24 protein-coding genes and 2 pseudogenes are annotated in these 25,880 nt (G+C 70.2%); 16 read left to right on the forward strand and 10 right to left on the reverse strand.

The features are described from left to right. Nucleotides 1–58: 58 nt before the first annotated feature. From QFZ58_RS17540 to QFZ58_RS17560, 5 genes are all read left to right on the forward strand, one after another. Nucleotides 59–733 (forward strand): Abi family protein, encoded by a 675-nt coding sequence (locus QFZ58_RS17540; protein ID WP_307125848.1) that lies wholly within the window; start codon nucleotides 59–61, stop codon nucleotides 731–733. Continuing rightward, nucleotides 730–2,796 (forward strand): class I SAM-dependent methyltransferase, encoded by a 2,067-nt coding sequence (locus tag QFZ58_RS17545; RefSeq protein ID WP_307125849.1) that lies wholly within the window; start codon nucleotides 730–732, stop codon nucleotides 2,794–2,796. Before QFZ58_RS17540 ends, QFZ58_RS17545 begins: the two co-directional genes overlap by 4 nt. Before the next feature lie 87 nt (nucleotides 2,797–2,883). Continuing rightward, on the forward strand, nucleotides 2,884–4,446 hold the full coding sequence (locus tag QFZ58_RS17550) for a class I SAM-dependent DNA methyltransferase (RefSeq protein WP_307125850.1): 1,563 nt from the start codon (nucleotides 2,884–2,886) through the stop codon (nucleotides 4,444–4,446). Further along, nucleotides 4,443–5,663 (forward strand): restriction endonuclease subunit S, encoded by a 1,221-nt coding sequence (locus QFZ58_RS17555; RefSeq protein WP_307125851.1) that lies wholly within the window; start codon nucleotides 4,443–4,445, stop codon nucleotides 5,661–5,663. Before QFZ58_RS17550 ends, QFZ58_RS17555 begins: the two co-directional genes overlap by 4 nt. Further along, nucleotides 5,660–8,725 (forward strand): type I restriction endonuclease subunit R, encoded by a 3,066-nt coding sequence (locus tag QFZ58_RS17560; protein WP_307125852.1) that lies wholly within the window; start codon nucleotides 5,660–5,662, stop codon nucleotides 8,723–8,725. Before QFZ58_RS17555 ends, QFZ58_RS17560 begins: the two co-directional genes overlap by 4 nt. A 42-nt stretch (nucleotides 8,726–8,767) precedes the next feature. On the opposite strand, the gene QFZ58_RS17565 is transcribed toward QFZ58_RS17560, so the two are convergent. Next, nucleotides 8,768–8,986, reverse strand: coding sequence for a DUF4253 domain-containing protein (locus QFZ58_RS17565; protein WP_307125853.1), 219 nt, complete (start codon nucleotides 8,984–8,986; stop codon nucleotides 8,768–8,770). 208 nt (nucleotides 8,987–9,194) lie between these two features. Between QFZ58_RS17565 and QFZ58_RS17570 the strand changes: the two are divergent. From QFZ58_RS17570 to QFZ58_RS17620, 11 genes and pseudogenes are all read left to right on the forward strand, one after another. Beyond that, nucleotides 9,195–9,704: pseudogene (locus QFZ58_RS17570) on the forward strand (hypothetical protein). A 204-nt stretch (nucleotides 9,705–9,908) separates the two neighbouring features. Next, nucleotides 9,909–10,295, forward strand: a complete 387-nt coding sequence (locus QFZ58_RS17575; RefSeq protein WP_307125854.1) for a WXG100 family type VII secretion target — start codon at nucleotides 9,909–9,911, stop codon at nucleotides 10,293–10,295. A 23-nt stretch (nucleotides 10,296–10,318) separates the two neighbouring features. Continuing rightward, nucleotides 10,319–10,624, forward strand: a complete 306-nt coding sequence (locus tag QFZ58_RS17580) for a WXG100 family type VII secretion target (protein ID WP_307125855.1) — start codon at nucleotides 10,319–10,321, stop codon at nucleotides 10,622–10,624. Next, nucleotides 10,624–12,441 (forward strand): RNase A-like domain-containing protein, encoded by a 1,818-nt coding sequence (locus QFZ58_RS17585; protein ID WP_307125856.1) that lies wholly within the window; start codon nucleotides 10,624–10,626, stop codon nucleotides 12,439–12,441. Before QFZ58_RS17580 ends, QFZ58_RS17585 begins: the two co-directional genes overlap by 1 nt. 8 nt (nucleotides 12,442–12,449) lie before the next feature. Then, nucleotides 12,450–13,019, forward strand: a complete 570-nt coding sequence (locus tag QFZ58_RS17590) for a hypothetical protein (protein WP_209470103.1) — start codon at nucleotides 12,450–12,452, stop codon at nucleotides 13,017–13,019. A 12-nt stretch (nucleotides 13,020–13,031) separates the two neighbouring features. Then, complete coding sequence (locus tag QFZ58_RS17595) at nucleotides 13,032–13,331, forward strand: RNase A-like domain-containing protein (RefSeq protein ID WP_209470104.1); 300 nt, start codon at nucleotides 13,032–13,034, stop codon at nucleotides 13,329–13,331. A 13-nt stretch (nucleotides 13,332–13,344) separates the two neighbouring features. Next, nucleotides 13,345–14,001, forward strand: a complete 657-nt coding sequence (locus QFZ58_RS17600) for a contact-dependent growth inhibition system immunity protein (protein WP_307125857.1) — start codon at nucleotides 13,345–13,347, stop codon at nucleotides 13,999–14,001. Nucleotides 14,002–14,488: 487 nt separating this feature from the next. Then, the gene (locus tag QFZ58_RS17605; protein ID WP_373428661.1) at nucleotides 14,489–16,924 is read left to right on the forward strand and encodes a helicase-associated domain-containing protein; all 2,436 of its coding nucleotides are present in this window, start codon (nucleotides 14,489–14,491) and stop codon (nucleotides 16,922–16,924) included. Nucleotides 16,925–17,018: 94 nt separating this feature from the next. Next, nucleotides 17,019–17,906: pseudogene (locus QFZ58_RS17610) on the forward strand (phosphorothioated DNA-binding restriction endonuclease). A gap of 66 nt (nucleotides 17,907–17,972) precedes the next feature. Then, entirely contained in the window at nucleotides 17,973–18,251 is a 279-nt protein-coding gene (locus QFZ58_RS17615) for a CopG family transcriptional regulator (RefSeq protein WP_307125859.1), read from the forward strand. Then, nucleotides 18,248–18,673 carry a PIN domain-containing protein gene (locus QFZ58_RS17620; protein ID WP_307125860.1) on the forward strand — a complete coding sequence of 142 codons (426 nt, stop codon included), beginning with the start codon at nucleotides 18,248–18,250 and terminating at the stop codon, nucleotides 18,671–18,673. The genes QFZ58_RS17615 and QFZ58_RS17620 overlap by 4 nt, the downstream gene beginning before the upstream one ends. 288 nt (nucleotides 18,674–18,961) lie before the next feature. Here the strand turns inward: QFZ58_RS17620 and QFZ58_RS17625 are convergent, their stop codons facing one another. From QFZ58_RS17625 to QFZ58_RS17665, 9 genes are all read right to left on the reverse strand, one after another. Next, a complete protein-coding gene (locus QFZ58_RS17625; RefSeq protein WP_307125861.1) occupies nucleotides 18,962–19,111 on the reverse strand; it encodes a hypothetical protein in 150 nt (49 codons plus the stop codon). Nucleotides 19,112–19,158: 47 nt separating this feature from the next. Further along, nucleotides 19,159–19,569, reverse strand: coding sequence for a VOC family protein (locus QFZ58_RS17630; RefSeq protein WP_307125862.1), 411 nt, complete (start codon nucleotides 19,567–19,569; stop codon nucleotides 19,159–19,161). A 10-nt stretch (nucleotides 19,570–19,579) separates the two neighbouring features. After that, nucleotides 19,580–20,023, reverse strand: a complete 444-nt coding sequence (locus QFZ58_RS17635) for a helix-turn-helix transcriptional regulator (RefSeq protein WP_307125863.1) — start codon at nucleotides 20,021–20,023, stop codon at nucleotides 19,580–19,582. A gap of 100 nt (nucleotides 20,024–20,123) precedes the next feature. Further along, entirely contained in the window at nucleotides 20,124–20,738 is a 615-nt protein-coding gene (locus QFZ58_RS17640) for a glyoxalase (RefSeq protein WP_307125864.1), read from the reverse strand. Between the two features lie 344 nt (nucleotides 20,739–21,082). After that, nucleotides 21,083–22,369 carry an LAETG motif-containing sortase-dependent surface protein gene (locus QFZ58_RS17645; RefSeq protein ID WP_307125865.1) on the reverse strand — a complete coding sequence of 429 codons (1,287 nt, stop codon included), beginning with the start codon at nucleotides 22,367–22,369 and terminating at the stop codon, nucleotides 21,083–21,085. Nucleotides 22,370–22,545: 176 nt separating this feature from the next. After that, nucleotides 22,546–23,373 (reverse strand): isocitrate lyase/phosphoenolpyruvate mutase family protein, encoded by an 828-nt coding sequence (locus QFZ58_RS17650; RefSeq protein WP_307128902.1) that lies wholly within the window; start codon nucleotides 23,371–23,373, stop codon nucleotides 22,546–22,548. A gap of 24 nt (nucleotides 23,374–23,397) precedes the next feature. Then, nucleotides 23,398–23,838 (reverse strand): hypothetical protein, encoded by a 441-nt coding sequence (locus QFZ58_RS17655; protein ID WP_307128903.1) that lies wholly within the window; start codon nucleotides 23,836–23,838, stop codon nucleotides 23,398–23,400. A 225-nt stretch (nucleotides 23,839–24,063) separates the two neighbouring features. Continuing rightward, a complete protein-coding gene (locus QFZ58_RS17660; RefSeq protein ID WP_307125866.1) occupies nucleotides 24,064–24,822 on the reverse strand; it encodes an IclR family transcriptional regulator in 759 nt (252 codons plus the stop codon). Between the two features lie 92 nt (nucleotides 24,823–24,914). Further along, entirely contained in the window at nucleotides 24,915–25,739 is an 825-nt protein-coding gene (locus QFZ58_RS17665) for an alpha/beta fold hydrolase (protein ID WP_307125867.1), read from the reverse strand. Between the last annotated feature and the right edge of the window lie 141 nt (nucleotides 25,740–25,880).

The raw sequence follows: 25,880 nt of genomic DNA on the forward strand, positions 1-25,880 counted from the left end.
TACGCAGAAAATCTAGCACAGCCATCTGCCATCTGCGTCGGACACAGGGGGCGCAGTGATGCGGAGCGATGAGCAGGAACTGGTACGGGCCATGTCGGCCGAGCGCTTTCAGCCGTTCCTCGCGGTATGCGGGGGCGACGCCACGGTGGCACTGCGCCTGTATGCGTGGGACGCCGAGGTCAGCCGAGCTTTACACAGCATCTTGCGGGACCTGGAGATCTGCTACCGCAACGCCGTCCACCGGCAGCTCGCGGGCAAGTACCGCCGGGACGACTGGTGGAACGAGGGGCGCATCCGACTGCACCGGGTCGGCCAGAGCAACATCGCCGATGCCCGGGAGAAGCTGCGCGCGATGTGCAAACCGGACGCTCCCTGCGACATCGTGGCGCAGTTGTCGTTCGGCTTCTGGGTCGGACTCTTCGCCAGAGGCGAAGGGCGCCACTACGAGATGCAGCTGTGGAACGCTTCGCTTCAGTACCTCTTTCGGCCGCACGGCGTCCGCCGCAATGAACTGCACCAGGAGTTGAAGAAGCTTCTGCAGCTGCGGAATCGGGTCGCCCACCACGAACGCGTCTTTCACATGGAGTTGGAGGACCGCTTCGCCGCCGCGCTCACTCTGATGGACTACATCAGCCCCGAGACGGCCGCGCTGCATGAGAAGTTCGGCCAAGTGCCGCAGGTGCTGGCTCGCAAGGAACGAGTGCTGTCTGGAGAGGAGGAGATTCGGCTGTGAGCCAGGGGAACCAGCAGACGCGTACGAACCGGACCCGGTTCAAACCGGTGACACTCGGCGAGATCAAGGAGCTCGCCAGGGTGGGCCGCCCCACCGTGAGTAACTGGCGCCGCCGACACGCGTCCTTTCCGGCCGCAATGGGCGGCACCGAGAACAAGCCACTGTTCGACGCCGAGGAAGTCGCCGAGTGGCTGGACACCCGGCCCGTCCCCGACGCGGAACAGCGGGAGGACGGACATGTGCCGACGTACGGAGACCGGTTCCGGGCGGCTCTCCGGTTGCGGCGGTTGGTCGCGCTGAAACACGATGGCATCTCGGCGGAGACGCTGATCAGGTCCGCCCTGTCGCTGATCGCCGATACGGCCGCGGGCAACCGGCGGGCTCCGGCCGCGAGCGGACAGCTCGAACAAGCGGTGCATGAGCTGCTGGACAGCACGGAGACGCCGGGTGCCGCCGCCGACGCGGTGCTCGGCTTGGCCGGCCGGCTCGAATCCGACCTGGCCATGGACGCCACCCCGGCGGTGGTGGCGGAGCTGATCGGCGCCCTGGTCCGCCGCCGCGAGACCGCCGGTGAGGCCGAATGTGCCCGCCCCTCCGTGATCAACCTGTACGCCGGCACGGGAGACCTGCTCTTCGCCCTTGACCGTGGCCGGCACGGCCGGATCACCGCGATGGAGGCGGACACGCTGCGCCGTGAACTGCTGGGCTACCGCCTGCTGGCGCACGGTGAGCGGGGCGTCGAACTGTATGCCGACGTCGCGGCGCTGCGGGCCGACGGGCTCACGGCGGCCGACGTCGTCGTCGTCGACCCCCCCTTTGCGGCGGGCGAGCGCGAGACGGACGAGGACGGGCCGCTGAGCCGGGCCGCCGAGGCATTGGCTCTGCTCGGGCCCGGTGGCACCGCGTACGTGGTCGTGCCCTCGTGGACACTGGCCCGTCAGAGGACGGGCGTTCCCAGCCCGAACGTCCGGCTGCGGGAGCACCTCCTGATCGAGGACGCGGTGGCTGGCATCGTCCAGCTCCCGCGCCGCATCCATCCGTTCCGCACCGGTGCGGAACTCGCCCTGCTGGTACTGCGCCGGGACGCCGGACCGGCCGAGCGCGGCCTGACACGGTTGGTGGACGGCGACCGGATCGCGCTGCGGACGGGGCTAGGGCAGCACTGGGCCGAATGTGTCACCGACGCGCTGACCACGGCGGACCTCCCGGCGTCCGAAGAGGTCCGTGACATCCCCGTGACGGCCGCGAGCCCGCGCGGGGAGCAGCTGCTAGACGGCCGGTCCCTGCTGCCCGCCCACCGGCTGGCCTCCCCCGAGCCGGGACTCGACCACTTCGGGGCATCCCTGGACGCCCGCCGGGAGGCGGCGGCGGCGCTGCCCGCCCTGCGGGAGTGGATCGGCGGCCTGGGCATCGCCAAGCGGGAGAGCCCGGTGCCGCACCGCCGGCTCGACGAGCACGTGCGGGCCGGGCAGTTGAAACTACTCCCGGGGCACCGCATCCACTCCGAGGACATCGCCGACGGGGGCCTGGTCGTCGTCGGCCGGGAGGAGATGCTGGGCACACTGCCGATCGGTCGGCGGCGCATCGCGCCGGAGGCTCTGGCCGACTACCCGCAAGCGGCGGTGACCGAGCGCGGCGACGTCCTGCTGCTCGCCGAGCACGGGGTGCGCACCCATGTGGACGGCCTGGGCGGCTGCGTCCTGCTGGCGCCGGTGCAGGGCCTGCGGATCACCGCGTACGCGCAGCACCAGCAGCAGCGGGCGACCGGCGGCCCGGTCGGCGGCCTGTGGATCGGCCCGTACCCGCTGGCCCGACTGCTGGCCGCGCCCAGGAACCAGCTGCGCAGCAGCGGGTCGCTGGTACGGCGGGTCAGCGTACGCGACATGGACCTGCCACAGCTGCCGCCCGGAGAGATCACCGAACTGGAGGCCGTCCTCACCGAGATCGACCGGCATCGCACCGAGGTGCGGCGCCAACTGGACGCGCTGGACACACTGGCCGAGCGGCTCGCCGCCGGGGTCGCCGACGGCGCGCTGGCGTTGCGGCGGCGGCCGAGCCGGTAGCCGGTGGCCCGATGGGGGAAGCACGAAGTCGAACATGAGAGAAGCGAGGCAGCTGTGCCGCCACGGAAGAAGCGGTCCCCGGAGGAGATGAGGGACATCCTCTGGCGCGCCGTCGACAAGCTGCGCGGCAGCTTGGACGCCGCCGCCTACAAGCACTATGTGCTGGGCCTGGTCTTCCTGAAGTACGTGTCTGCGGCGATGGCCGAGCGGCGACGGCAGCTGGAGTCCGAGCTGCGCGCGGAAGGCGGATGGGACGAGGCCGGACTGCTCGCGACCCTGGAGGAGCGCCGCGAGTACACGGGCTCCGGCGTCTACTACGTGCCCCCGGCCGCGCGTTGGGAGAGCGTCGTGGAACTGGCGCGGGACACGGGAGGCGGGGCTGACATCGGTGAGGCGATCGACTCCGCGATGCGCGCGATCGAGGGCTACAACCCGGCCCTACTCGGGACTCTCCCGCAGATCTACGGCGACAGCAGTGTGGACGGGCGGCGCCTGGCCGACCTCGTGGAGCTGCTCGACCGCGTGGTGTTCCCGGAACGGGCCAGCGGGCTCGGCGCCCCGGACCTCGTGGGCGAGGTCTACAAGTTCTTCCTCGCTCGGTTTGCCGCCTCCGAGGGGCGCAGGGGCGGTGAGTTCTTCACCCCGGCCAGCGTCGTCCGGCTGCTGGTGGAAACCCTCGGCCCCCAAGAGGGTGAGCGGGTGTACGACCCGGCGTGCGGCTCCGGCGGCATGTTCGTCCAGACGGCGCACTCGATCAGAGCTCACGGCGGCGACTGGCTGAACGTGGCGTTCTACGGCCAGGAGTGGAACGCCACCACGTGGCGGCTGGCCCACATGAACCTGGCCGTCCACGGGATCGAGGCCGGTCTCGGCACAGGGCCGGCCGACGTCTTCCGCGACGACCAGCACCCGGACCTCAAAGCACAGGTCGCTTTGGCCGCCCCACCGTTCAACCTCTCCGACTGGGGTGGCGACTTTCTGGCGATGGACCGGCGCTGGGTCTACGGCACCCCGCCGGTCAACAACGCGAACTACGCGTGGCTCCAGCACACGGCAAGCAAACTCGCCCCGGGCGGGCGGGCGGGCGTGGTGCTCGCCAACGGGTCGATGAGCAGCAGGCAGTCCGGTGAGGGGGACATCCGCCGGGCGATGCTCGAAGCGGACTTGGTGGCCTGCGTGATCGCGCTACCAGGCCAGTTGTTCCGCACCACCGCCATCCCGGCGTGCGTGTGGCTCCTCGCCGACGGCAAGGGGCGGGGCTCCGGATGGGCACGGGAACGCGGCGGCGAGGTGCTGTTCGTCGACGCCCGGGAGCTGGGGTTCATGGCGGACCGCACCCTGCGAGAGCTGAGCGACGAGGAGATTGTCCGCATCGGAGACCGGGTCCGTGCTTGGCGCGGCCAGCCCGGCGCCGACACGTACGAGGACGAGCCGGGCTTCTGCGCGAGTGTACCCCTGTCCACCATCGCCGAGCAGGACTTCGTCCTGACCCCAGGCCGGTACGTCGGCACGGCCGAGCCCGCAGCGGCCCCGGACGCCGAGCCGCCGGACGCGAGGGTCGCGCGACTGACCGCCCTGCTCCGCGAGCAGTTCGCCGAGTCCGAGCGCCTGGCGAAGGCCGTCGACGCGCAGTTGCGGAGAGTGTCGTGACGGCCGTCCGCACGCGACCCCTGAAGGACTTCGCCGTGGCGGGCGGCCTTGTCGGCGGACCGCTCGGCTCCCGCCTCGCAAAGCGGGACTTCGTCCCGGAGGGGGTCCCGGTCATTCGCGGCCAGAACCTGGCTGGCGGCGGGTACTTCTCGTCAGCCGGTCTCGTCTTCGTCCCGGCGGGCCGCGCGGACGACGCGTTCGCCCGCCACCTCGCCGTTCCGGGCGACCTCGTCCTCACCCAGCGCGGTACGCTCGGCCAAGTGGGAATCGTGCCCGCCGGGATCCATGACCGGTACCTCCTGTCACCGGCCCAGGCTCGGATACGGGTGGACCCGGACCGGGCGGACGTCAGGTTCCTCTACTACTGCCTCTCGGACCCGGGCATGGTGGCGCTGATCCGTTCGCGTGCCGTGACCACAAGGGTCCCGCACGTCACCCCGGACATCCTCGGCGATCTCCCGGTCCCCGCCCGGCCGCTGCCGGAGCAGCGAGCCGTCGCCGAGGTCCTCGGGGCACTGGACGACAAGATCGCCGCCAACGAGCGCACGGCCGAAACCTGCCTTGAGCTGGCCAGCGCCTCGTTCGCGGCGGCGCCGGCGGGCCCCCCGCAGCGATTGGGCCAGGTCGCGGAGCTGCACGACGGGCCGCACGCCACACCGGTCAAGACCGCATCCGGCCCGTGGTTCCTCAGCATCAGCAGTCTGGACGCCGGCCGCTTGGACCTGGCCGCCTCCGCCCACCTGTCCGAGGAGGACTTCGCCAGCTGGACCCGGCGCGTCCGGCCGCGGGCCGACGACGTGCTCTTCTCGTACGAGACCCGGCTCGGCCATGCGGCGCTCATGCCGCCCGGTGTCCGCGCGTGCCTGGGCCGCCGGATGGCACTCCTACGGGCGAAGAACCCTGAGACGGGCGGCGCGCTGCTCCTGCACGCCTACCTCAGCCCCGTGTTCCAGGACGAGATCGCCCGCCGTAGCGTCCACAGCACCACCGTGGATCGGCTTCCGCTGGGGGACATGCCCAGCTGGCCCCTTCCCCTTCCGGCCGTGGGCGAGCGGGCCGGGTTGTCCGCGAGGCTGGACGCCCTGCACGCCAGCGCGGCACAGACCGCTGCCGAGAGCCGTACGCTAGCGGCACTGCGCGACACGCTGCTCCCCGGGCTGGTCTCCGGCCGGCTGCAGGTCGGGGACGCTGCCCGCGCGGCGGAAGAGGCCGGATGAACGAGCGCGTCGCGGGCACCGCAGGGCCGACCGAGCGGGAGCTGGAAGGGCACACCCTCGAACTGCTTCGCGAGTACGGCTGGCGGCTGATCGATGGGGCCGCGCTCGGGCCGTCCTCCGGGGAGCGGAGCGACTGGGACGACCTGGTCCTGCGGCCGCACCTGAGCAAGGCAATCGGGCGGCGCTACCCGCACCTGCCCGAGCGGTCTGTGGACGACGCGGTCGCCCAACTGCTGGAGCGGGCCACCAGGGACGATCTCCGTGAGAGCCACCGGTTCCACCAGCGGCTGGTCAGCGGCGTCGGCGTCACGTACCCGGACGCCGCAGGCGGCAGGCAACGACATATGGTCGTCCGCCCGGTCAACTTTTCCGACCCGTACGCGAACGACCTGCTCGCCGCCCGCCAGGTCAAGGTCCGCAGCGCCCGGAACCGCGTCGCCGTCTTCGACATCGTGCTGTACGTCAACGGCCTGCCACTCGCGGTCGTCGAGCTGAAGCAGGCCGGCGGTCGGGACGGCACCCGCGACGCGTACGAACAGGTTCAGGGCTACCGCCGCGATCTGAAGGAGACATGCACGTTCGCGAACGTCCTGGTGACCCTCGTCTCCGACGGCACAACCGCCCGGATGGGCACCCCGTTCACCGCCTGGGACCACATGGCGCCCTGGCACGCCGGCCCCGACGGTGCGCTGCTGCGCCGGAGGGAGCGGCAGGACGGGCACGCCTTGAAGCGGATGCTCCTTGGCGCCTTCGAACCCGCCCGGCTCCTTGATCTTGTGGCCAACTTCCTGTCGTACTCCGCGCGCCGGACGGGCGCGGTGGACACCGTCACCCTCGCCAGGCCCCACCAGTTCTTCGCCGTCAACGCGGCGGTCCGCGCCACCGAGACCGCAGTCGCGACGGACGGCCGGGCCGGAGTCGTCCGGCACGCGCCGGGCGCGGGCCGGAGCCAGGAGATCTTGTTCTACGTCGGCAAGGCCGCGCGGGCGCCCGAACTGCCGCACCCATTGTTCGTCGTCCTCACTGACCGCGTCGACCTCGGCAACCGGCTCTACGAAGCCTTCGCCGCCAGTTGCACCCTGCCGGCGGCGATCGGCGGCGGCGTCGAATGGGCCCGGGATAGTACGCAGCTGCGGCAGTTGCTGCGGCGCGACGCCCACAGCGGTGTCGTCTTCGCGACCGTGCAGAAGTTCCGCCTCACCCACGAGGAACGTGAAGCAGGTGCCCGCCATCCGCTGGTGTCCGCACGCCGCGACGTCATCGTCGTGGTCGACGAAGCCCACCGCGGACAGAGCGCCCGGCACGCACTCAACCTGCGCGAGGCGCTGCCGAACGCCACCTTCATCGCGTTCACGGGCACCCTGACGGACGCCCGGAACGGCCGCACGCACGCCGTGTTCGGCAACACCATCCACACCTACGATCTGGAGGAGGCTGTGGACGACGGCACGGCCGTGCCTGTCTTCTACGAGTCGCGCTCGATCCGGACTCAGCCCGAGGACGTGGGCTTCGACGTCGGCTTTGTTCCCGATGCTGCTGACCCGGCCGCTTCCCCCGCGCGAACCGAGGCGCTGGCCCGGGACATCCTCGCGCACTGGGACGTGCGGCGCACCGAGATGGCCAAGCTCACCGGTCGGCCCGGCAAGGGCATGGTGGTGACCTCGTCGCGGCTTGCGGCGGCGCGGCTGTTCGAAGCGCTCGCGCGGCTGCGGCCGGAATGGGCCAGCGGCCGGGACCCTCGGACGGGACTGCTGGCCGACACCGACGGGCGAATCCGGGCGGCCGTCACAGGCCACATCGGGGACTCCGCCGAGGTCGCGGACCACGTCCACACCCCGGAGGGGCTGAGGACGATCCAGCGGCGGATCGTGGATCCCGACGACGAACTGGAACTGGTCATCGTCCGGTCGCTGTGGCTGACCGGCTTCGACGCTCCGCCGCTGCACACTCTCTACCTGGACCAGCGGATGCGCGGCCCCGCGCTGCTTGAGGCCGTCACTCTCTTGAACCGCACGTGGGACGGCAAACCGTCCGGCCTGGTCGTGGACTATCAGGGCGTAGGCCCCCAACTCGCCGAGGTGCTGGCCGACGCCACTCGGCAGGACGGGGACGGCGGCGCACCCGTCACGGACGTCGCGTACGCGGTGGGCGCCGTACGGGACAACCACCGGCGGCTCTTGGACGTCCTGGCCGGCTGCCCGTGGCGGGAGATTCGCGACAGCAGCGGCCCGGACGCGTACCGGGAGGCTGTGACGGCGGTATTGGATCACCTCGCCGCTCCCGATCCCAGCACGCGGCCGGGAACGGCCCGACGCGGCGACCGGTTCACGCGGCATGTAAACCTCATGCGCGACGCTTTCTCGCTCTGCCCGACGGACACGGGGGTGCGGGACCTGCTCGCGGACATCCGCTTCTTCGAGGCCGTGCGGACCGCGCGGGAGAAGCTGGACGCGTCCTCCGACGACACCGGCGGCTCGGCCGACCTGTACGACGCCGCCGGTTTGGCCGAAGCGGCCTTCTCCCGCCCGGACGACAACCTGCTGGACCGGCTTCGGGCGAGCCGCCGCCCGCACCTCGCCGTTGAGGCGCTGCGCCGCACGTTGGTAAGGCACATCCAGCAAGCGCAGCCGAACAATGTCGTGCGCCAGGAGGCCCTCACCGCGAGGACGCGGCAGGCCGTGGACCGCTACGACAACGGCCTTATGACGGCCTCCGAGGTCATGGCGTCCCTGGTCGCCTTGGCCCACGAGGTGTCCGACGACCGTTCGCGGGCGCAGCAGCTGGAATTGACCGAGGACGAACTCGCCATCTACGACGCGCTCGTAGTCGATCCGCTCGTGCCCAACATGATGGGGACGGCAGTCCTGACCGGGCTCGCGCGTGAGCTGTACGTCCAGGTCAGGGGTGTCACCACGGTCGACTGGCGGCTGAAGAACCAGGCCCGAGACCGCGTCGTGGCCCGTGTGCTGCGGCTGCTGCGCAGGCACGGTTATCCGCCCGACGAACTCCAGGCGGCTGTCGAGCGGGTGCTAAGGCAGGCGGAAACCAACAAGTGGACGTGACGCATCGGTCGGGCCGGTGAGGGCGCGCCAGGCCGCGTGCCATCAGTTCCACCAGAAGTGCCAGACGTGGCGATCCAGGACCACATCGGCGGCGTAGGTACGGAGGGTTTCGTGGTGACCTCGGGCGATATCGTCTGGGCAGAGGGCGTGGTGCTCGGCAGCGACCGCCTCAGCCCTCGCAGCCCCCGACGTAGCCGAGTCGATCTGATTCCCCTCCGCACCCTGAGACGAGGGCCCGGAGGGTTGCATTTGGGGTTGCATTCATGGCCGTTCAGGAGTGTCCATCCGAGTGATCCAACACCACTGGGTCGCAGGTCGGGACGCGCGCGAACCCATCCGGACCCCCATACGAACATTTGGAAAGCGTGTTGGGGGCAACCCCTCACGAGTTCGAATCTCGTATCCTCCGCAGTCGCCTGACCAGGCGAAACGAAGAGCCGGGCCGCTGATCGCGGTCCGGCTCTTCGGCATGCCCTGGTCTCGGTTTTGGTCTCATTTATTTCGGACATTTTACAACCGCCCCGGCCAGGTCGGTGTCATCCGTGACGCACTGGCCGAGGCCGGGCACAAGGACGGATCCGTCCTCGCGTACACCGCAGAGTGCTCGTCGGTCTTCTACGGGCCCTTCCGCGGGGCCATCACCTCCGCCCTCCAGGGCGACCGCAAGGCCAACCAGGAGGCCCGGCGTACGCGCGGGAGTCCCTGCGGGAGCTTGCCCTCGGCGTGGAGGAGGGCGTCGACACAGTGATGACCAAGCCAACCGGGCCCTACCTCGATCCTGTACCGAGTAGAGCAGGCGATGGACGTCCCCGTGGCGGCGTACCAGATCAGCGGTGAGTTGGCGGTGATTGAGGCCGCGGCGGAGAAGGGTTGGATCGAGCGGGACCGGGTCATCCGGGAGACGCTGCTGGGCATCAAGCGGGCCGGCGCCGACACGATCCTCAGGCCATCGGGGACGGCCCGACGAAGAAGAACGTGACGGCCGCGAGCAACAGTCTCAGCAGGGTGGAGACGAGTGGCGCGAAGAACGCACGGGGGCGCGGTGTCCGGAGGCATAGATCCAGTCAATTCCCGGGGAGAAGCTGGAACATGAGTGCGCGCACTCATGTGACCGCCTTGCTGACCTGCGAAACTTTCAGGCATACGTACGTATGCGGTGCGGCGGCGCCGAAGAGGGGTGGACATGACGGACGGCGATCTCAATGTTTCGGAGGACAACCTCACGAACCTCGCGGACGACCTCGATCAGATGCAGGGTCATCTGGAGCGGCAGATCCGCGACATGGACCGGGTGGTCGACAGCATCGCGGCGGGCTGGCAGGGGCCCACGGCCGCGGCGTACCGCGCCCTGCACCGGGGAGCCGCCGAGGACGCCGTGCGTATCCGGCAGGTGCTCTCCCTCCTCGAACGGGCGACCAGGGCCTCCCGTGACGGGTTCACAGCCCAGGAGCTGGAGGTGCTGGCCGCGTTCAGGCGCGTCCAGAGCCAGGAGGACGTGTCGGCGTCCGCCGGGGAGCTGACCGTGCCGGACCAGCCGCCCGCCCCGCACAGCCGTTTGCAGGACATCTGAGAGCAGCGAGGAACAGCCCCACTATGTCGGACGACGACCGGATAACTGTCGATTTCGCCACCCTGCAGCGCCTGTCGGGGGATCTGGAGGAGATCCTCAAGGACCTCAACGAGAAGCTGGAAATGTTGTACGAGCGTGCCAAGAAGGCCGTTCTGAGCTGGGACGGCGAGGCCCGGCAGGCCTTCATCGACGAGCTGGACAAATGGGACCGCTCGGCCCAGGACCTCAAGGCCGCACAGGCCTGGCTGCACGAGGTCGTGGTCAAGGGCCACCTCAACTACGCTGCGGCGAACAGGTCCGTGCTCCAGGGCTGGGGAGGCGGCGCCTGATGGCCGGACCCACTCCGGGCCCCGGCCCGGCGCAGCCGCCCGCCGGGGGCGGCAACATCGACGTCAAGCCGTCGAGCCTGTGGACCGTCTCCGGCCAGGTCGCGGGTCAGCAGGATCCCATGATGCGTGGTGGGAACACGCTCGTGCAGGAGCTGCAGAAGTACCCGGACGCCGGTGGGGCGGGCACCAGCGCCGAGCAGTTCGCGCAGGCCTACAAGAAGATTGGCAACCGCTGGCTGGAGGTGCTGGGCAAGAGCGTGGTCAGCATCGGCGGTGTCGCCGTCGGCTTCACGGAGACCGCCAACGCCTACACCAAGGCCGACGCGGCGGCCCACCCCAAGCCCGGGCAGGCCCCGGAGCAGCGCCCGCTGCCGACGGTCATCGACAAGGACCCCAAGTTCGCCAGCGTCCCCGACATCAAATGGGGTGACGACGACGGCGGCGACGACCTGATCCGCGGTGCTATGGAGGGCATACCGGAGATCGTCCGGGACGTCCTGCAGCCCGTCGCGAAGCACGTCTTCCGTGTCGGCAAGGTGGCGGACGTACACCCCTTCCCGCAGCAGCACTACCTCAACTCGCACTGCCACAGCTGGATGAACGCCTCGGTCGTCCCGAGCAACACGGCAGCAGAGCTGACGAGGATCATCGGCACCATCACCAACCACCAGAAGGCCGACTGGGAAGCCGCCATGCGGACGTTCTGCAGCGCGCTGTGGGGCGCGACGGACTGGGGTCAGTCCGGTCCGTCCCGGCACGGCTACCAGTGGGCGCACACCACGGGCCCGCACGGCGCCAAGGTGGCCACGGGCAGTCAGCCGGTGATGACCGTCCTGAACGACGTGGCGATCAAGATCAGCGACTGCCTGCGCGAGTACGCGGAAGCGGCCGTCGAGCTGAACCGCGACGTCTTCCAAGAGCTCAAGCGGGCCATGCGGGAGGCCGCCACGAGCATCATCGACGACATCGAGAAGGCCAAGGAGAAGCCCAGCCTCAAGAACATCGTGGGCGCCGTCACCAGCGTGGCCAGCGGTGTCGGCGGGGTCACCGGAATGCTGCTGAAGTTCGACGTCAACACGGTCCTGAAGCTGGACAAGGCCAAGCTCAACCGGATCGTGGACAAGTACACCGGCATCGTGGACGGCCTCACGACACGCATGAACGCGCTCCAGGACGTCTTGGACGAAGCGCACCGAAGCGCCCCGAAGTTCGAGGCCGGCGTGGCCCGCGCTCACGGTTTCGGCGCGCGTTCGCTCAACGACTTCAAACACGAGCAGCAGTGGACCGTTCCGGGTGCGAACGGCAACATCGCCTTCGACCTCGCGGCCAACGAGTACCTAGGCGGCGGCCACACCCTGGACAAGCACGTCGGCAAGACCGACGAGCAGCTCGCGCAGCGCCTGCGCGACCAGTCCAACCCAGCCGCCTCGTGGCCCGAGAACAGCAGGCCCACCATCGGCGGTTCGTCGAGCTTCAAGACGATCGCGGACGCGCAGCGGCTCACCGAGCAGAACCTGCGGTTGACGCAGTCGGAGATCGACGCCTGGCTCGCCTCCAACCCGCAGGACGGCCAGAACAAGGCCTTCGTGAGCAAGACGCCAAACGGCGAGGCCAGCGGCAGCTACGTTTCCAAGCAGCCCACGCCCAACCAGGACGGGTCCACGGGCACGATCCCCGGGACGGGCTACAAGGACCACGGCCTCAATGCGAAGGCGATCGACGTCAACTACGTCAAGACCGTCCTCAAGTACGATTCCAGCCTCGATCCGCCGTACATCATTTACACGTCGATGCCCGCGCCCCGACCGATCCTGTAGGGACTCTGATGAACCCCCTCGACAGAAGCACCTGGGACGCTGCGCTGCTACGGCTCCTGGAGGACGTCTTCGTCTTCGCCAGGAGCGGTCCGCGGCTGCACGGGGACTGGGCCGAGGACGTCCTCGCCGTCATGGAGCGGTCCGTCGCCGACCCGCGGGGCTGGTTCGCCCTGGATTCGGAGACGTTCCAGGAGGGCTGGGAGGCCGGCTGCCCCGGCTACCCGTTCCGTGTGACGGCCGCCCAGGACCTCCGCGCCGGGCTCCGGCCGATCACGGCCGGCGCCGCCGTCGAGCTGCTCGCCTCGCTCTCGCAGGAGTGGTTCTTCGAGGGCTCCCCGGTCCGGTCGCGGGAGGACCGCGACGCGGTGCTCGCGGACGCCCGGACCGTGCTGGACCGCTTCGGTCCCGAGGCGGCGTTCTGGACCTCCTCCGGCCTCGCCCGTACCTGCGACGCGCCCGACTTCCTGGCGGGCGACCTCGAAGGCGGCCACCCCTTCACCGGCTACATGATGGATCTCGGCCTGATCGCGGTGTCCGCGGACGAGGTCGGGGTCTTCTGGTCGTTCAACGCGAATTGAGACAATGATCCGATGCTGACCCGATCCGCCACCTACCCTGACCGGGAGACCGCCCAGTGGGCCACCCAGCAGGTGGTGACCGCCAACGAGCAGGTCATCCACCGCTGGCTCGCCCAGGGGACGCGGGCCCGCCTCACCATCGAGGCCGCCTGGCCGTCCCGGGAGGAGCCCGTCGGGCGGGTGCTGCTGGAGGCGATGCTGCTCGCCGGGCAGGAGCCGCTCGACGTCCGGGCCGCCCGCGTCGTCCTGCGGCGGGAGCCTGACAGCCCGTACGGGTTCGTCGTACAGACCACCGTCCCGTTCTACCCGTAGAGGCAGTGCGACCGTGTCCATGAAGCCCCTTGAGCACGACCGCCGCTACGGCGAGCTCGATCAGGTCCTTCGCGCCTACCTCGGCCAGAGCGCCGACGACACCGCCGAGCGGCGCAGCCGAGCCCTGGACGCCTATCTGCGCCACACCTGGCACACCCGGCCCTGGGCCATCGCGGAGGCGGAGCGGCAGCTGCGCGAATACAGCCGCAACCCCCCGGGACGCCTGCGGATCGACCTCGGGGAGTTCTACGCGGTCCCCGACGTGGGGATCCCCCAGTCCGCGATCGGCGACTGGCTGCTCCTGCTCGCCGACCACCTCAAGCAGAGCATCGAGGACGGCGAGGTGCCGCCGCCCACGAACCCGCAGACGCACTGGGAGTGGCACGCACGGTTCCCGGAGACCGCGCAGCTGCTGGGCGGCTGGTTCTCGCAGGACATCGTCGACGAGTTCCCCGACCACGAGGCCGCGGTCGCGGACTACGCCGCCACCACCGACCCCCAGCTCGTCGCCCGCCTCGTCGGTGAGCTCCACGAACTGATCGCCCTCCCGCTGGACGAGGGCGACTACGCCGTGGCCGCCGCGAAACTCGGCATGGAGGTCAACCCGCCCGAGCCGTTCTCGTACGGAGCGTGGTTCCAGGCGGTGGCGACGGTTCTGAGCGCCGACTGACGGCGTGGAGCGCGTGGGCGCCCGGCTCGCGCCCCGCCTGGTCTCAGTTCTGGTCTCATTCGCCCCTGTCCGGGCCCGTCCGGACAGGGCCACCCTGGACGCTCCGCCGCAGGTCAGGACGGGTACACCTCCGCCGGACAGCCGTACGAACATTTGGAAAGCGTGTTGGGGGCAACCCCTCACGAGTTCGAATCTCGTATCCTCCGCCATTGCTCTCACCGGGCAATACGTCGAAGGCCCCCGCAGCTCGCTGCGGGGGCCTTCGACGTTGGTGGTCTCAGTTCTGGTCTCATTTATTTCGGATATAAGAGACATTTCATTCCGCCGACTTGCCGTCGCCAGGTCGAGTCACAGGACATCGCCTTCACTCAGAAGCGGGTTTCTGCCGACTCAGGACGCAAGCGTCCCCCGCGATCCGCCATTCTGGGTCTGTGCAGGACCGATTCCGGTCGGAGACCACCGGTACCCGTCTTTGTGAGGTGTCCCCATCGGCAAGCCCAGTGGATCAACTCTGGCCGCGTGGCTGAGTGATCTGGAAGTCGACCGGCTTGAGCGGGTCCTGGCAGCTCGCCCGGATGCCGTGTCCCCGCCAGAACCACGCTCGTTCGGCGAACTCGCGGACCGCCTTCAGCGCCCGGCGTCGGTGGCCCCGGTGTTGACCGGACTCGCGCTGCCACACCTGCAGGTAGCCGAGACACTGGCGGCATTGGGGCCCGTTCCATGTGCCGCCCTGGCCGATCTGGTGGATGTGACCGGAACGGAGAGCGCTCGCGGGCTGGGCGCGGCCTTGGAGGTGCTGGCCGACCGCGCACTCGTCTGGACGGACGGCGAAGGGCTGCTGCGCATGGCGGCGCCGTTGCCGCAGGCGTGGGACTCGCCGCTGGGGCTGGACGCCCCGCTCACCCGGCTACTGGCGGACACGACCTCCGAGGAACTGCGCCGCATGCTGGTGGCCCTGGGCATCCCGTCACCCGGCACCACCAAGAAGCATCGGCTGACGGCCCTCCTGGAACACCACAGCGATCCGGAGCGGGTGGCCGCGGTGATCGCTTCGGCACCTTCGTCCACCCGGAATCTGCTTGAGCGGCGAGCCTCTCACCGGGGTGAACAGGCTCAATCACAGGCGCATTTCCTCACGTTCAGGACCCCGCCGGCCGACTCCGAGCCGAGTGTGCGCTGGGCACTGGAGCGCGGACTGCTGGTCCAGGACCGGCACTCCGGGTACGGATCCACACGCATGCCCGCCGAGGTGGCGCTCGCACTGCGCGGAGCCGGCTGGCGCGCCCCCTTCGAGCCCGTCCCGCCCGTCGTGCGGACGGTGTCCGTCACCTCGGCGGAAGTGGACCGGGAGGCGGCGGCCGCCGCCACGGCGTTCGCCGCACATGCCGCGTCGGTTCTGGCGACGTGCTCCGCGGCTCCGCCGGTCCTGCTGAAGTCCGGCGGGGTCGGAGCACGTGAGTTGTCCCGGATCAGCAAGGCGGCACAGTGCGACGACATCGTCGTACGCCTTGTTCTGGAGACGGCGTACGACGCCGGGCTGCTGGCCCGGGACGGCGACCAGGTCGCGGCAACGGACGGATACGACACCTGGGCGGAACGAGAACCGGCGGAGCAGCTCACCGCGCTTCTCCACGCCTGGCGGACGCTTCCGCTGACTCCGACCCAGGCGCGCGGCGAGGACGGCAAGGCGCTGCCCGCGCTCGCCGGAACACCGCCCTGCGGCGGCTGTCTACAGGCCCGGGAGGGGCTCCTCGCCGCCGCGGCACAGCTCCCGGCGGACCGGGGAGTGCACAGCCCCGCGGAACTGGGGGCGCTGGGCGCCTGGCATCGCCCGCTCGCCGAGCAGCTCCCCCAGGACACCACGCCTTTCGCCACCGCGATCCGGGAAGCGGAACTGCTCGGGGTCGTCGCCCGCGGCGCCCTGTCCCCCATCGGTGCCGCTCTGCGGACCGACGACGCCGAAGCGCTGGCCGCCGCCTGTGAGCGGCTGCTGCCGACGGCCACCAGGGCAGCCCGTTTCGGCGCGGACCTCACCGCCGTCGTCACCGGCACACCGTCCGCCCGCCTCGCCGCACTGCTGGACACCGTCGCTGACAAGGAAGTCGGTGGCACGGCATCGGTGTGGCGGTTCAGCCCCACAACCGTTCGCCGTGCCCTGGACACGGGCCGCACGGCGGTTGCCATCGCGGCAGACCTGAGCGCCGTCGCGGTCGGCGCCCTCCCCCAGTCGCTGTCGTACCTGATCAACGACTCCGCACGCACTCACGGCCGTGTGCGCATCACCCCCGCTGCCTGTGTGATCCACGGCGAAGAACCCGCTCTCCTCGCCGAACTCGTCACGCACAGAAAGCTCGCCGCCCTCGGCCTGCGCTTGCTGGCACCGACCGTGCTGGTCAGCCGAACCTCACTCGACAAGACCCTCGCCACGCTTCGGGCCGCCGGCTACGCCCCCGTTGCCGAGAGGGCCGACGGAACCGTGCGCGTCGAAAAGACCCGGCGCCGACGTGCCGCCGCACCGGTCCCGCCCCCGCCCCCACTCCCAAGCCAGCGGCGGCGGTCCGTGCCGACGGTGACTCCGGTGACAGTCGGCCTGAGCACGCTGGCCGCCAGGCTGCGGGCCGCCCCGCCGATACTTCCGGCTCCCGACCCGTTCGGCACCGGGGTCCCCTACGGCACGGACACCGAGGAGATCGTCGCCGGATGCGCGAAGAACCTGGCGTACAGCGATGTCCGCCAGCTTGCCCATGCCATCGACGCCGGCACAGCCATCACGGTCGAGTACGTCGCCGCCTCGGGCAACCGGACCGTACGTACCCTCAGCGAGCTCGTGCTCGACCCGCCCTACTTGTATGCGTGGTGCCACCTGCGCGACGACGAACGGGTCTTCACCCTCTCCCGCATCCACGGCGTCATGCCTGGGTAGCCGGGATCCGCGTCGTGGCTCGGTGTTCGGCCGGCCACTGCGGCGATGCCCCACGACCAAGCGCTGCGACGAGCCGCCACTACGATCGCCGACCATGGACTGGGTCGAGCGCACCGCGCAGTTGAGACAGTGGACGAGGAGCGGGACGCGAGCTCCGCACAAGCCGCTGCTGTTCCTGTACGCGCTCAGCCGGTTCCAGCAGGACGCCGATGACGAGCTGCGGTACAGCGCCGTGGAGGAGGACCTGCGGGCACTGCTCGCCGAATACGGTCCCGGTAACCGGACGACTCCCGCCTACCCCTTCCATCACCTGGTAAGTGACGGCGTGTGGGAGGTGCGCACCGAGCGCGGGCCGGGCAGCCCCGGGACCGGGGTCAGGGAGCTGCGCGCAACCGGCGCCACTGGGCGGCTGACCCCGAAGCTACGGGCCGCACTACGGAGCCGTCTCTGCTCGGCCGGATGACACGGGTGCTGCTCGATCTGAACTTCCCGCCCTCCCTCCACGGCGAACTGTGCGAAGCCGTCGGCCTGGCGCTGGAGGAGGCCGAGACCGGACCGACATCGGCCACGCGCAGGCAGCGGGACCGGCGGATGCGGGAAGCGGTCCTGACGGCGTACGAGTACCAGTGTGCCTTCTGCGGATACGACGGCAGGATCGGCGGTGCCGGTCGGGCTTGAGGCCGCCCACGTGCGCTGGTGGGCGTTCGGCGGACCGGACGACGTCGAGAACGGACTGTGTCTCTGCTCGCTGCACCACAGGCTGTTCGACAAAGGCGTACTCGGTCTCGGCGAGGGGCACCGCATCCTGGTCTCGCAGAGCTTTGTCGGCCACAGCGCCGCCGCCCGCGAGCACGTCATCACGCTCGCCGGCCGTCCGGTCATCGGCCCCCAACCGGGCGTCCGTCCCATCACCGCCGCCCACCGTTCCTGGCACACCAGTCAGGTCTTCCACGGCAGCCCCCGTCCCGCCACGGCCGTCTGACCGCCGACCTGGCAGTCGCAAGCCCATACTGGTAAGGAGTGCCATACCGGGAGTATGGTCGCTTATATGGCGACGAAGAAGGTAACGGTGACGATTCCCGAGGATCTCCTGGACGAGATCCGCGCGGAGGCGGCAGAACGGGGGATGTCGGCGTACGTCGCCGAGGCTCTGCGCTTCAAGCGTGACCGGGACCGACTGCGGGAGCTGTCGGACTGGCTGCAGGAGGAACACGGCCCCCTCACCGACGAAGAGCGCACCACAGCGTTCGACGAGTTGGAGGACCTGGACGCAGAGCACGAGCGTCGACGTGCCACCGGAACGCACGGCGCCGGAGAAGCCGCGTGAAGAAGCGGTCCGGTGAGCCCGGGCAGCGGCCGCTGCGCGTCTTCGTACTCGACTGCGAAGCCCTGTCCCTGGCCGTACGCGGCGACCGGAAGATGATCGCTTGGCTCGACCTCGCAGCCCGGGGCGAAGCCGAGGTGGTCACGTCTCCGATGACGCTGGTCGAGGCGTACGACGGCAGAACCACCGAGCAGCGCTGGGACTGGGTACTCTCCCGGCTTGAAGTCGCTGACATCGGGAAGCACGAGGCTCGCCAGGCCCGCCGCCTGCTGACAGATACCAAGCTGCACGGCCACAAGTACGCGATCGACGCGATACTCGCCGTCATCGCGCGCCGGCAGAAGGGGCAGGTCACCGTCTTCACCTCGGACGTAGACGATCTGGAGAGGCTGGTTCCGGAGTCGATCGTCGTCAAGAAGGTATGACCCGGCGCTCCGGTCTCAGTCCTGGTCTCATTCGCCCCCGTCCAGTGCCGTTCACCATCCCTCCGACGCGCGGCTCCGTCCCAGGTCAGAACAACCCCGCCCCTCTCCGAACCCCCGGACGAACATTTGGAAAGCGTGTTGGGGGCAACCCCTCACGAGTTCGAATCTCGTATCCTCCGCCATTGCTCTCACCGGGCAATACGTCGAAGGCCCCGACCGGGAAACCGGCCGGGGCCTTTTGCGTTCCTCCACGCCCTCGCGCCGGGGACACGGCCGCAGGCCGACACCTCAGATCCGCACCAGGTGCACGTCCTTGGCGTCCAGTGCCTTCAGGTAGGCATCCAGGTCGGCCGGATCGCTCGTGAAGACCACGGCGCTGCCATGTCGGGCCGCCGTCAGGGCCACCAAGGCGTCCACGGCGTCCGGCCGCTTCTTCAAGGGCAGCTCTGCCGCGCCGGGGCGCTTCCATCAGCGCCGGCAGCGGCTCAGCGCAGTTCCTGGATGCGGATCTGGTTGCCGGCGGGATCGCGGAAGACGCAATCGCGCACGCCGTACGGCTGCTCGGTCGGCTCCTGGACGACTTCGGCGTCGCCGGCCCGCAGCCGCTCGAAGGTGGCGTCGAGGTTCTTGGTGGCCAGCAGGATCCAGCCGTAGGTGCCCTTGGCCATCATCTCGGCGACGGTGCGGCGCTCGTCGTCGGTGATCCCGGGATCGACGGCCGGCGGCGCCAGGAGGATGGATGTGCTGGGCTGGTCGGCCGGGCCGACGGTGATCCAGCGCATCGTGCCGGATCCGACGTCGTTGCGGACCTCGAAGCCGAGGGTGTCGCGGTAGAACGCCAGGGTGGCTTCCGGGTCGTCATGCGGGAGAACGCTCGTGTGAATGGTGATGTCCATGGCATTCTCGCTAAAGCGGACGCTCGGGGGGCGCTTCTCGATTCCTGACCGGTCTTGTCACCTGTTTCGCCACGCACGAGGGGAGCCCCTCGGTCGCCTGCGCCGCGAGGCGCCGGTAGGTGCTGGGCGGCATCCCGACCAGCTCGGTGAAACGCGTGCTGAAGGTGCCCAGGGACGAGCAGCCGACCGCGAAGCAGACGTCGGTGACGCTGAGGTCACCACGGCGCAGCAGCGTCATCGCGCGCTCGATGCGGCGGGTCATGAGGTAGCTGTACGGCGACTCGCCGTAGGCCAGGCGGAACGCGCGGCTGAGGTGCCCGGCGGACATGTTCGCGCCCCGGGCGAGTGCCTCGACGTCCAGCGGCTGCGCGTACTCCCGGTCCATCCGGTCACGGACGCGGCGCAGCCGGGCGAGATCGCTCAGGCGGTGCGCCGCGCCGGGTCTGCTCGTCACCTGTGCGATCGTGCCACGCGGCGCCGGGGTTGCCCAGTCGTACTGATCACACGGTCCCGTCAGCGCGAGGGGCGGGGCCGCCAGGGTGGTCGGGCGCATGTCACCGGGAAGCCGTCTCCCAGACGAAGCCGTCCGGGTCGGTGAAGGGCCCGCCGTCGCCTTCGATCACGAGCCGGTGCGATCCGGTTCCGTCGGGAGCGACGCCGGCGTCCTTGGCGAGGGCCCGCCTGCCGTAGAGCGCCAGCTTGACGGAGTTCGGCGGCGTCGCGAACTCGGTGTACTTGCGGCCGTAGCTCTTCCCGACGACGAGCCCTCGGCCGACGTAGAACTGCTTGCTCGCGGCCATGTCCTCGACGCCCAGGAGGAGCACCACCTGGTCGATCTGCCGGGTGGCCGGTCCCGTGTCCTTCTTCGCCGAGGACGCGATCTTCCAGAGCGCCCCGTCCGGGGCCTGTACGACACCGCCGTAGCCCCAGAAGGACTTCTTGGCCGGCTTCACCGTCGAGGCGCCCGCCTCGAGTGCGGAGTCGATGAGGCCGTTGACGGTGGCGGGCTGGGACACGGTGAGCGACAGCGTGAAGCCGCGGAAGCCGGTCGTCGGTGTCTCGCCGGCCCGTACGCGCACCTGGGTGTCCAGGCCGAAGGCGTCGGTGTAGAAGCGCTGGGCGGCGGTGGGGTCGGCCGCTTCGAGGATGACGGAAGTGATGGAAGCCATGGAACGAAGCTATGCGCGGTGCTGCGGTAGCGCTTCTCGATTCCTGACCGCTTCCGGCCGTCCGCCCGCCGGACGTCCGTCGGGCCGCTCGCGGAGGCACCCGGGAACCTGCGGGGCCCGGCCTGTCCACGGCCTTCGTCCCCGGGCCGGTCCGGACAGCGGCACCGCCCGGACAGCGGCACCGCCCGGACAGCAGCGCTGTCCGGGCGCAGCGCCGTCGACCGGACGGGCGAAGCGGACCGTCCGCGACCCCGCTCATGCCGACGGGCCCGACACCGTGCGGTGTCGGGCCCGTCGGTCGCTCAGGGCGTGGACCGGGATTCCCGGCCGGTACCCCCTGTGCGTCAGGCGTCGGAGCCCACCTTGCGGCGGCGTACGACGAACAGCGCGCCCGCGCCGATCGCCACGGCCGCACCGCTCGCGAGGGCGAGCTGCGAGGTCGCGGAGGAGGAGCCCGTCGCCGCGAGGCTGCCGGTCACCGGGCGGGCCGAGGCGCCGCTCTGCGGCTTGACGCCCGAGGTGTTCGGCTTGTTCGTGCTGGGCTTCGCGTCATCGACCTTGCCGGGCTTGCTGCCCGCGGCGGCGATCAGGAACTCGTAACCCTCGAGGTCCGGGCTCCCGCCGCAGGAGCCGTTGTCGTTGAAGTAGTCACCGGCGACGAAGGTGACGCCGTTGCCCGCGGGGGCCGAGGCGTCGATCGCGAGGCGCATCTTGATGTCGGCGTGAGCATGGGCCTTCAGCGGGCTGATGGCGTCCATGTAGTGCTCGTTGTCGACGGTCTGCCACTTGGAGGACGAGCCGTTGGACCACTGCAGGTGGACCAGCTTGTCGATGTCCTTGAGGCCGCTCTCGTCGGTCGCGTGGATGTAGGCGAACGGAAGCACCTCGTCCATGGTCTTGTCGGTGCCGTTGGTCACCCGGAGCTTGAAGTTGACCTTCGTACCGGCGACCACGGTGGACGGCAGGCCCGTCACGACCGTGGTGAGCTTGGCCTCGGGGACGCAATCGTCGTCGTCGCCCTCACCTTCCTCGGCTTCTTCCTCCACGGCCTTGGCCAGTGCCGCGTCGGCGGCGTTCTTGTCGGCGAGCGCCTGCTTGACCGCCTTCTGCGCCGTGCCGATCTTCCGGGCCAGGTTCACCCGCTCGTCGTCGAGCGCGGTCCCGGCTTCGGTGGCCTTGGCTTCGGCGGCGGTCTTGGCCTCGCCTGCGGCTGCGGCGGCGGTCTGCGCCTCGGCGAGCTTCGTCGCCGCTGCGGTCTTTTCCTCCTCGGTGGCGGTCTCCGGAAGGGCGTCGATCGCAGCCTGGGCGTCGACAACCGCCTGGTCGGCGGCGGTCTTCGCGGCGGCGGCCTCTGTCGCAACCTTCTTGGCAGCCTCGGCGGCTATGCGCAGAGGAAAGGTATCGAGATCGGTGGCTTCCAGTGCCGCCTCGGCGGCGCTCTCCGCCGCTACGGCGTCGTCGTATGCCGTCTGTGCTGCGGCCGCGGCCTTCTCCAGCTCCGCGATGGACGGCTTGTCCTGCGTCTGCGCTGCCGGCTTTTCGTCGGCGAACGCGGGGGTGACCGAGAGCAGGAGTGCGGGAGTGGTCACGGCGGCGGCAACAGCGGTGGCAAGAATCCGGCGAATCTTCACAAGAGCCCTTCAGGGTCCGAAAAAGAAGAAGGGGCCGCAGCGGAATGGGACACGCACGTGCGACCTGGGGTGATCGTATGGCTGGAGCGACGATCGGCCCGCACGAATTCTTCACCCGTTCCGCCCGGTACCGCGCCGTCACGGCAGACAGAAAAGACGAAAAGGTGCAGTTGCTTTCAGCAGCTGTGTTTTCGCTGTGAGGAATGCCACATGCCTGACGAGCCGGCCATCCGCATATCCCTCTCGATGCCTGTCCCGGCGAGCGCCTGCACCTGCGCGTATGTGAAGGCCTCCCCGCTCACCGGCCGGCCGGAGCGGACGTCCACCGCCGCGGCCACGGCGGCAGCGAGTGCGCGGCGGTGGAGGAGCGACCCGAGGCTCACCCGCCGTACGCCCAGCGCTGCCAGCTCCGGGACGGTCGGGCCTCCGGGTGAGTACAGGATGTTGAGAGGCACTTCGAGCATGCCCACCAGCTCGGCGATGCGCGCGGGGTCGGTGAGTCCCGGTACGAACACGCCGTCGCAACCCGCCTGTTGGTAGGCCGTGAGGCGACGCAGTGTCTCCGCCCCGCGACCGCTGCCGGGGAGCCAGTGGGTGTCGGTGCGGGCGTTGACGAAGAGGGACGGCACGGCCTCCTTCACGGCGGATATCTTCGCCGCGTGCAGCTCGGCAGGGGCGAGACCGCCGTCCGCCCTGCCGTCCTCGATGTTGATGCCGACCGCGCCGGCGACGGCGAGCTCACGGGCCAGCTCGGCCACGCCCGCCGGGTCGTCGCCGAAACCGCCCTCGACGTCCACGGAGAGCAGGAAGCCTCCCGCACCGAGCCGTGCTGCCAGCCGCAGCGTCTCGTCCCGCGTCGCCCCACACCCGTCCGGCAGGCCGGCCGCGGCTGCGACGCCGAGGCTCGTCGTGCCGATGGCCGGGAAGCCGTGCGAGGCGAGAGCCGCCGCCGAGGCGTGGTCCCACGCGTTGGGGAGCAGCAGCGGCGCACCGGTGCGGTGCAGTGCGGTGCAGTGCGGCGAAGGCGTTCACGCCTGGCTCCCCCGGTGTGCGGTTGGTGCGAGCTCGCCCAGGGCGTCGGCGTAGTAGACGGACTCCGCCACGTGGAAGGCGAGGCCCCGGAACGTCCATCCGGTGCCGGGCGAGTGGTCGAGCTGCTCGGCGGTCAGGGAGCCGAGGCGCCGGGCCCAGATGCCGGCCAGCCGGACGAGCCGGCTGCACGCCTCCTCGAGGTCGTCCTGGGTGAAGGGGGCGAGGTCGGCGGGGGTCGTGACCGCCGACGCGCGCCAGTGGTCGGGCTCCGTCTCCTCCCCGGCGAGACGTGCCTCCAGCTCGGCGAGATGGTCGACCAGGTGGTCGGCCACCCGGCGGATCGCCTTGTGCGGGGTGTAGTCGCGGCCGTCGGTGTGGACGGGGCATCCGTCCCAGGCCGTCCATGTGGCGGCGAGAGCGAGTACGTGGTCCACCATCGCCGTGACGACCTGTGCGGGATCACGGTCGTCGGTCACCGGTCCGTCCCCCGCCGGGGTGTCCGTTGCCGGGGTGTCCCCCACCAGGGTGTCCGCCGGGGTCGCTGTGACGGGTGGGGTGTCCGGGGCGAGCTGCTCGATGTCGGTCATGCGGGCCACGCTAGGGGCGTGATCCTTCGGCATCCGCCGAAGGATGCCGGTGCACGGACCTGATGCGGGAAGCCCTCAGAAGCTGAGCGTCAGACCGCGCGTCACCCGGCCCGCCGAGGACAGCAGCATCTCGCGGGCCTGACTGGTCCGGTACATCCTGTCGGCCCGGAAGGAGATGCCGAGCGAGCCGAGCGTGTCCCCGTTGAACACGGGCACCGCGATGCAGACCGTGCCGAGGGCGTACTCCTCGCGGTCCATGACGGAGGGGGTCGGCAGTGAAGCCTCGAGCTGCCGTATCAGCTCCTCGCGGTGGGTGATCGTACGAGGGGTGAGGTCGGCGAGGGAGTGCCGGGAGAGGTACTCGCCGCGCGCCTCTTCGTTCAGCTCGCGCAGGACGCACTTGCCGAGGGCGGTGGCGTGCCCGGCGTCCTCGAAGCCGACCCAGAGGTTGGCACGGGGAGCCAGCGGCCCGTCGACGATCTCGGCGACACGGATCTCGCCGTCCTCGTAGAAGGTCAGGTAGGCGGCGGCGGACATCCCGTCCCGGAGGGCCGCGAGGGCGGGCCGGACGGCGGCGAGCAGGCCCTCCCCGCGGCTCGCGGTCCGCAAGCGGTTGGGCATGTCACCGATGACGTACCCGCCGTCGTCCAGCTTCCGCAGATACCCGTCCTGGGTGAGCGTGCGCAGGAGGTGGTTCGCGGTCTCCGGCTCCAGGCCCGACTCCCGCGTCAGCTGTTCGGCGAGGGCTCCGCCCTCATGGGCACCCGCGACTTCCAGCAGGCGGTATGCCCGCCGGACGGAAGCCAGGAGCGAGAGGCTCGGCTGATCACCCATTCCCCCAGCGTGGACCCGGCGCGGGGAGGCAGCAACGCAGAGCCCCTCCCCGCACCGCGCCCTGTACGCCGTGCCCGGCGTACGCGGGCCGTCTACTGCTTGATGAAGTCGAGCAGGTCGGCGTTGAATGCCTCCTCGAACGCGCCGGTCAGGCCGTGCGGGGCGTTCGGGTAGACCTTGAGGGTGGCGTTACCGACGATCCGGGCCGCCTTGTGGGCGGAGTCGGCGATGGGCACGATCTGGTCGTCGTCACCGTGGGCGATCAGTGTGGGGATGCCCTCGAAGCGCTCCAGGTCCTGGGTGAAGTCGGTCTCCGAGAACTGGGCGACGCAGTCGTACGCGGCCTTGAGCCCTGCCTGCATGCTCATGAGCCAGAACGCGTCGCGCTCACCCTGCGAGACGGAGGAGCCGGGCCGGTTGGCACCGTAGAAGCTCTCGCTCAGGTTCCGGTAGAACTCGGAGCGGTCGCTCCGTACGCCCTCGCGGATGCCGTCGAAGACCTCGACGGGCAGTCCCTCGGGGTTGCTGTCGGTCCTGAGCATCTGCGGCGGCACGGCTCCGAGCAGCACGGCCTTCGCGACGCGGCCGGTGCCGTGCCGTCCGATGTAGCGGGCGACTTCGCCGCCGCCGGTGGAGTGGCCCACGAGGACGACGTCCTCGAGACCGAGGTGTTCGATCAGCTGCGCCAGGTCGTCGGCGTAGGTGTCCATGTCGTTGCCCTGCCAGGGCTGGTCGGAACGGCCGTGACCGCGCCGGTCATGGGCGATGGCGCGGAAGCCGTTCTCCGCCACCAGCCGCAGCTGGCCGTCCCAGGCGTCGGCGTTCAGGGGCCAGCCGTGGCTGAACACGACGGGCCGGCCGCTGCCCCAGTCCTTGTAGTGGATGCGTGTGCCGTCGCTGGTGGTGAAGTCGCTCATGGGATGAACCTCTTTCGATCCGTTGCCACAACGGGGACAGGGGGACAGGCGGCCGGTCCTGCGCGGCGAGCGTGCCACACGCAAGACAGACCGTTCTGTCTTGTATAGCCTGCGGCCGGCCCGATGCGTTGTCAAGACGGC

The organism is Streptomyces sp. B1I3, from assembly GCF_030816615.1.
Lineage (GTDB): Bacteria > Actinomycetota > Actinomycetes > Streptomycetales > Streptomycetaceae > Streptomyces.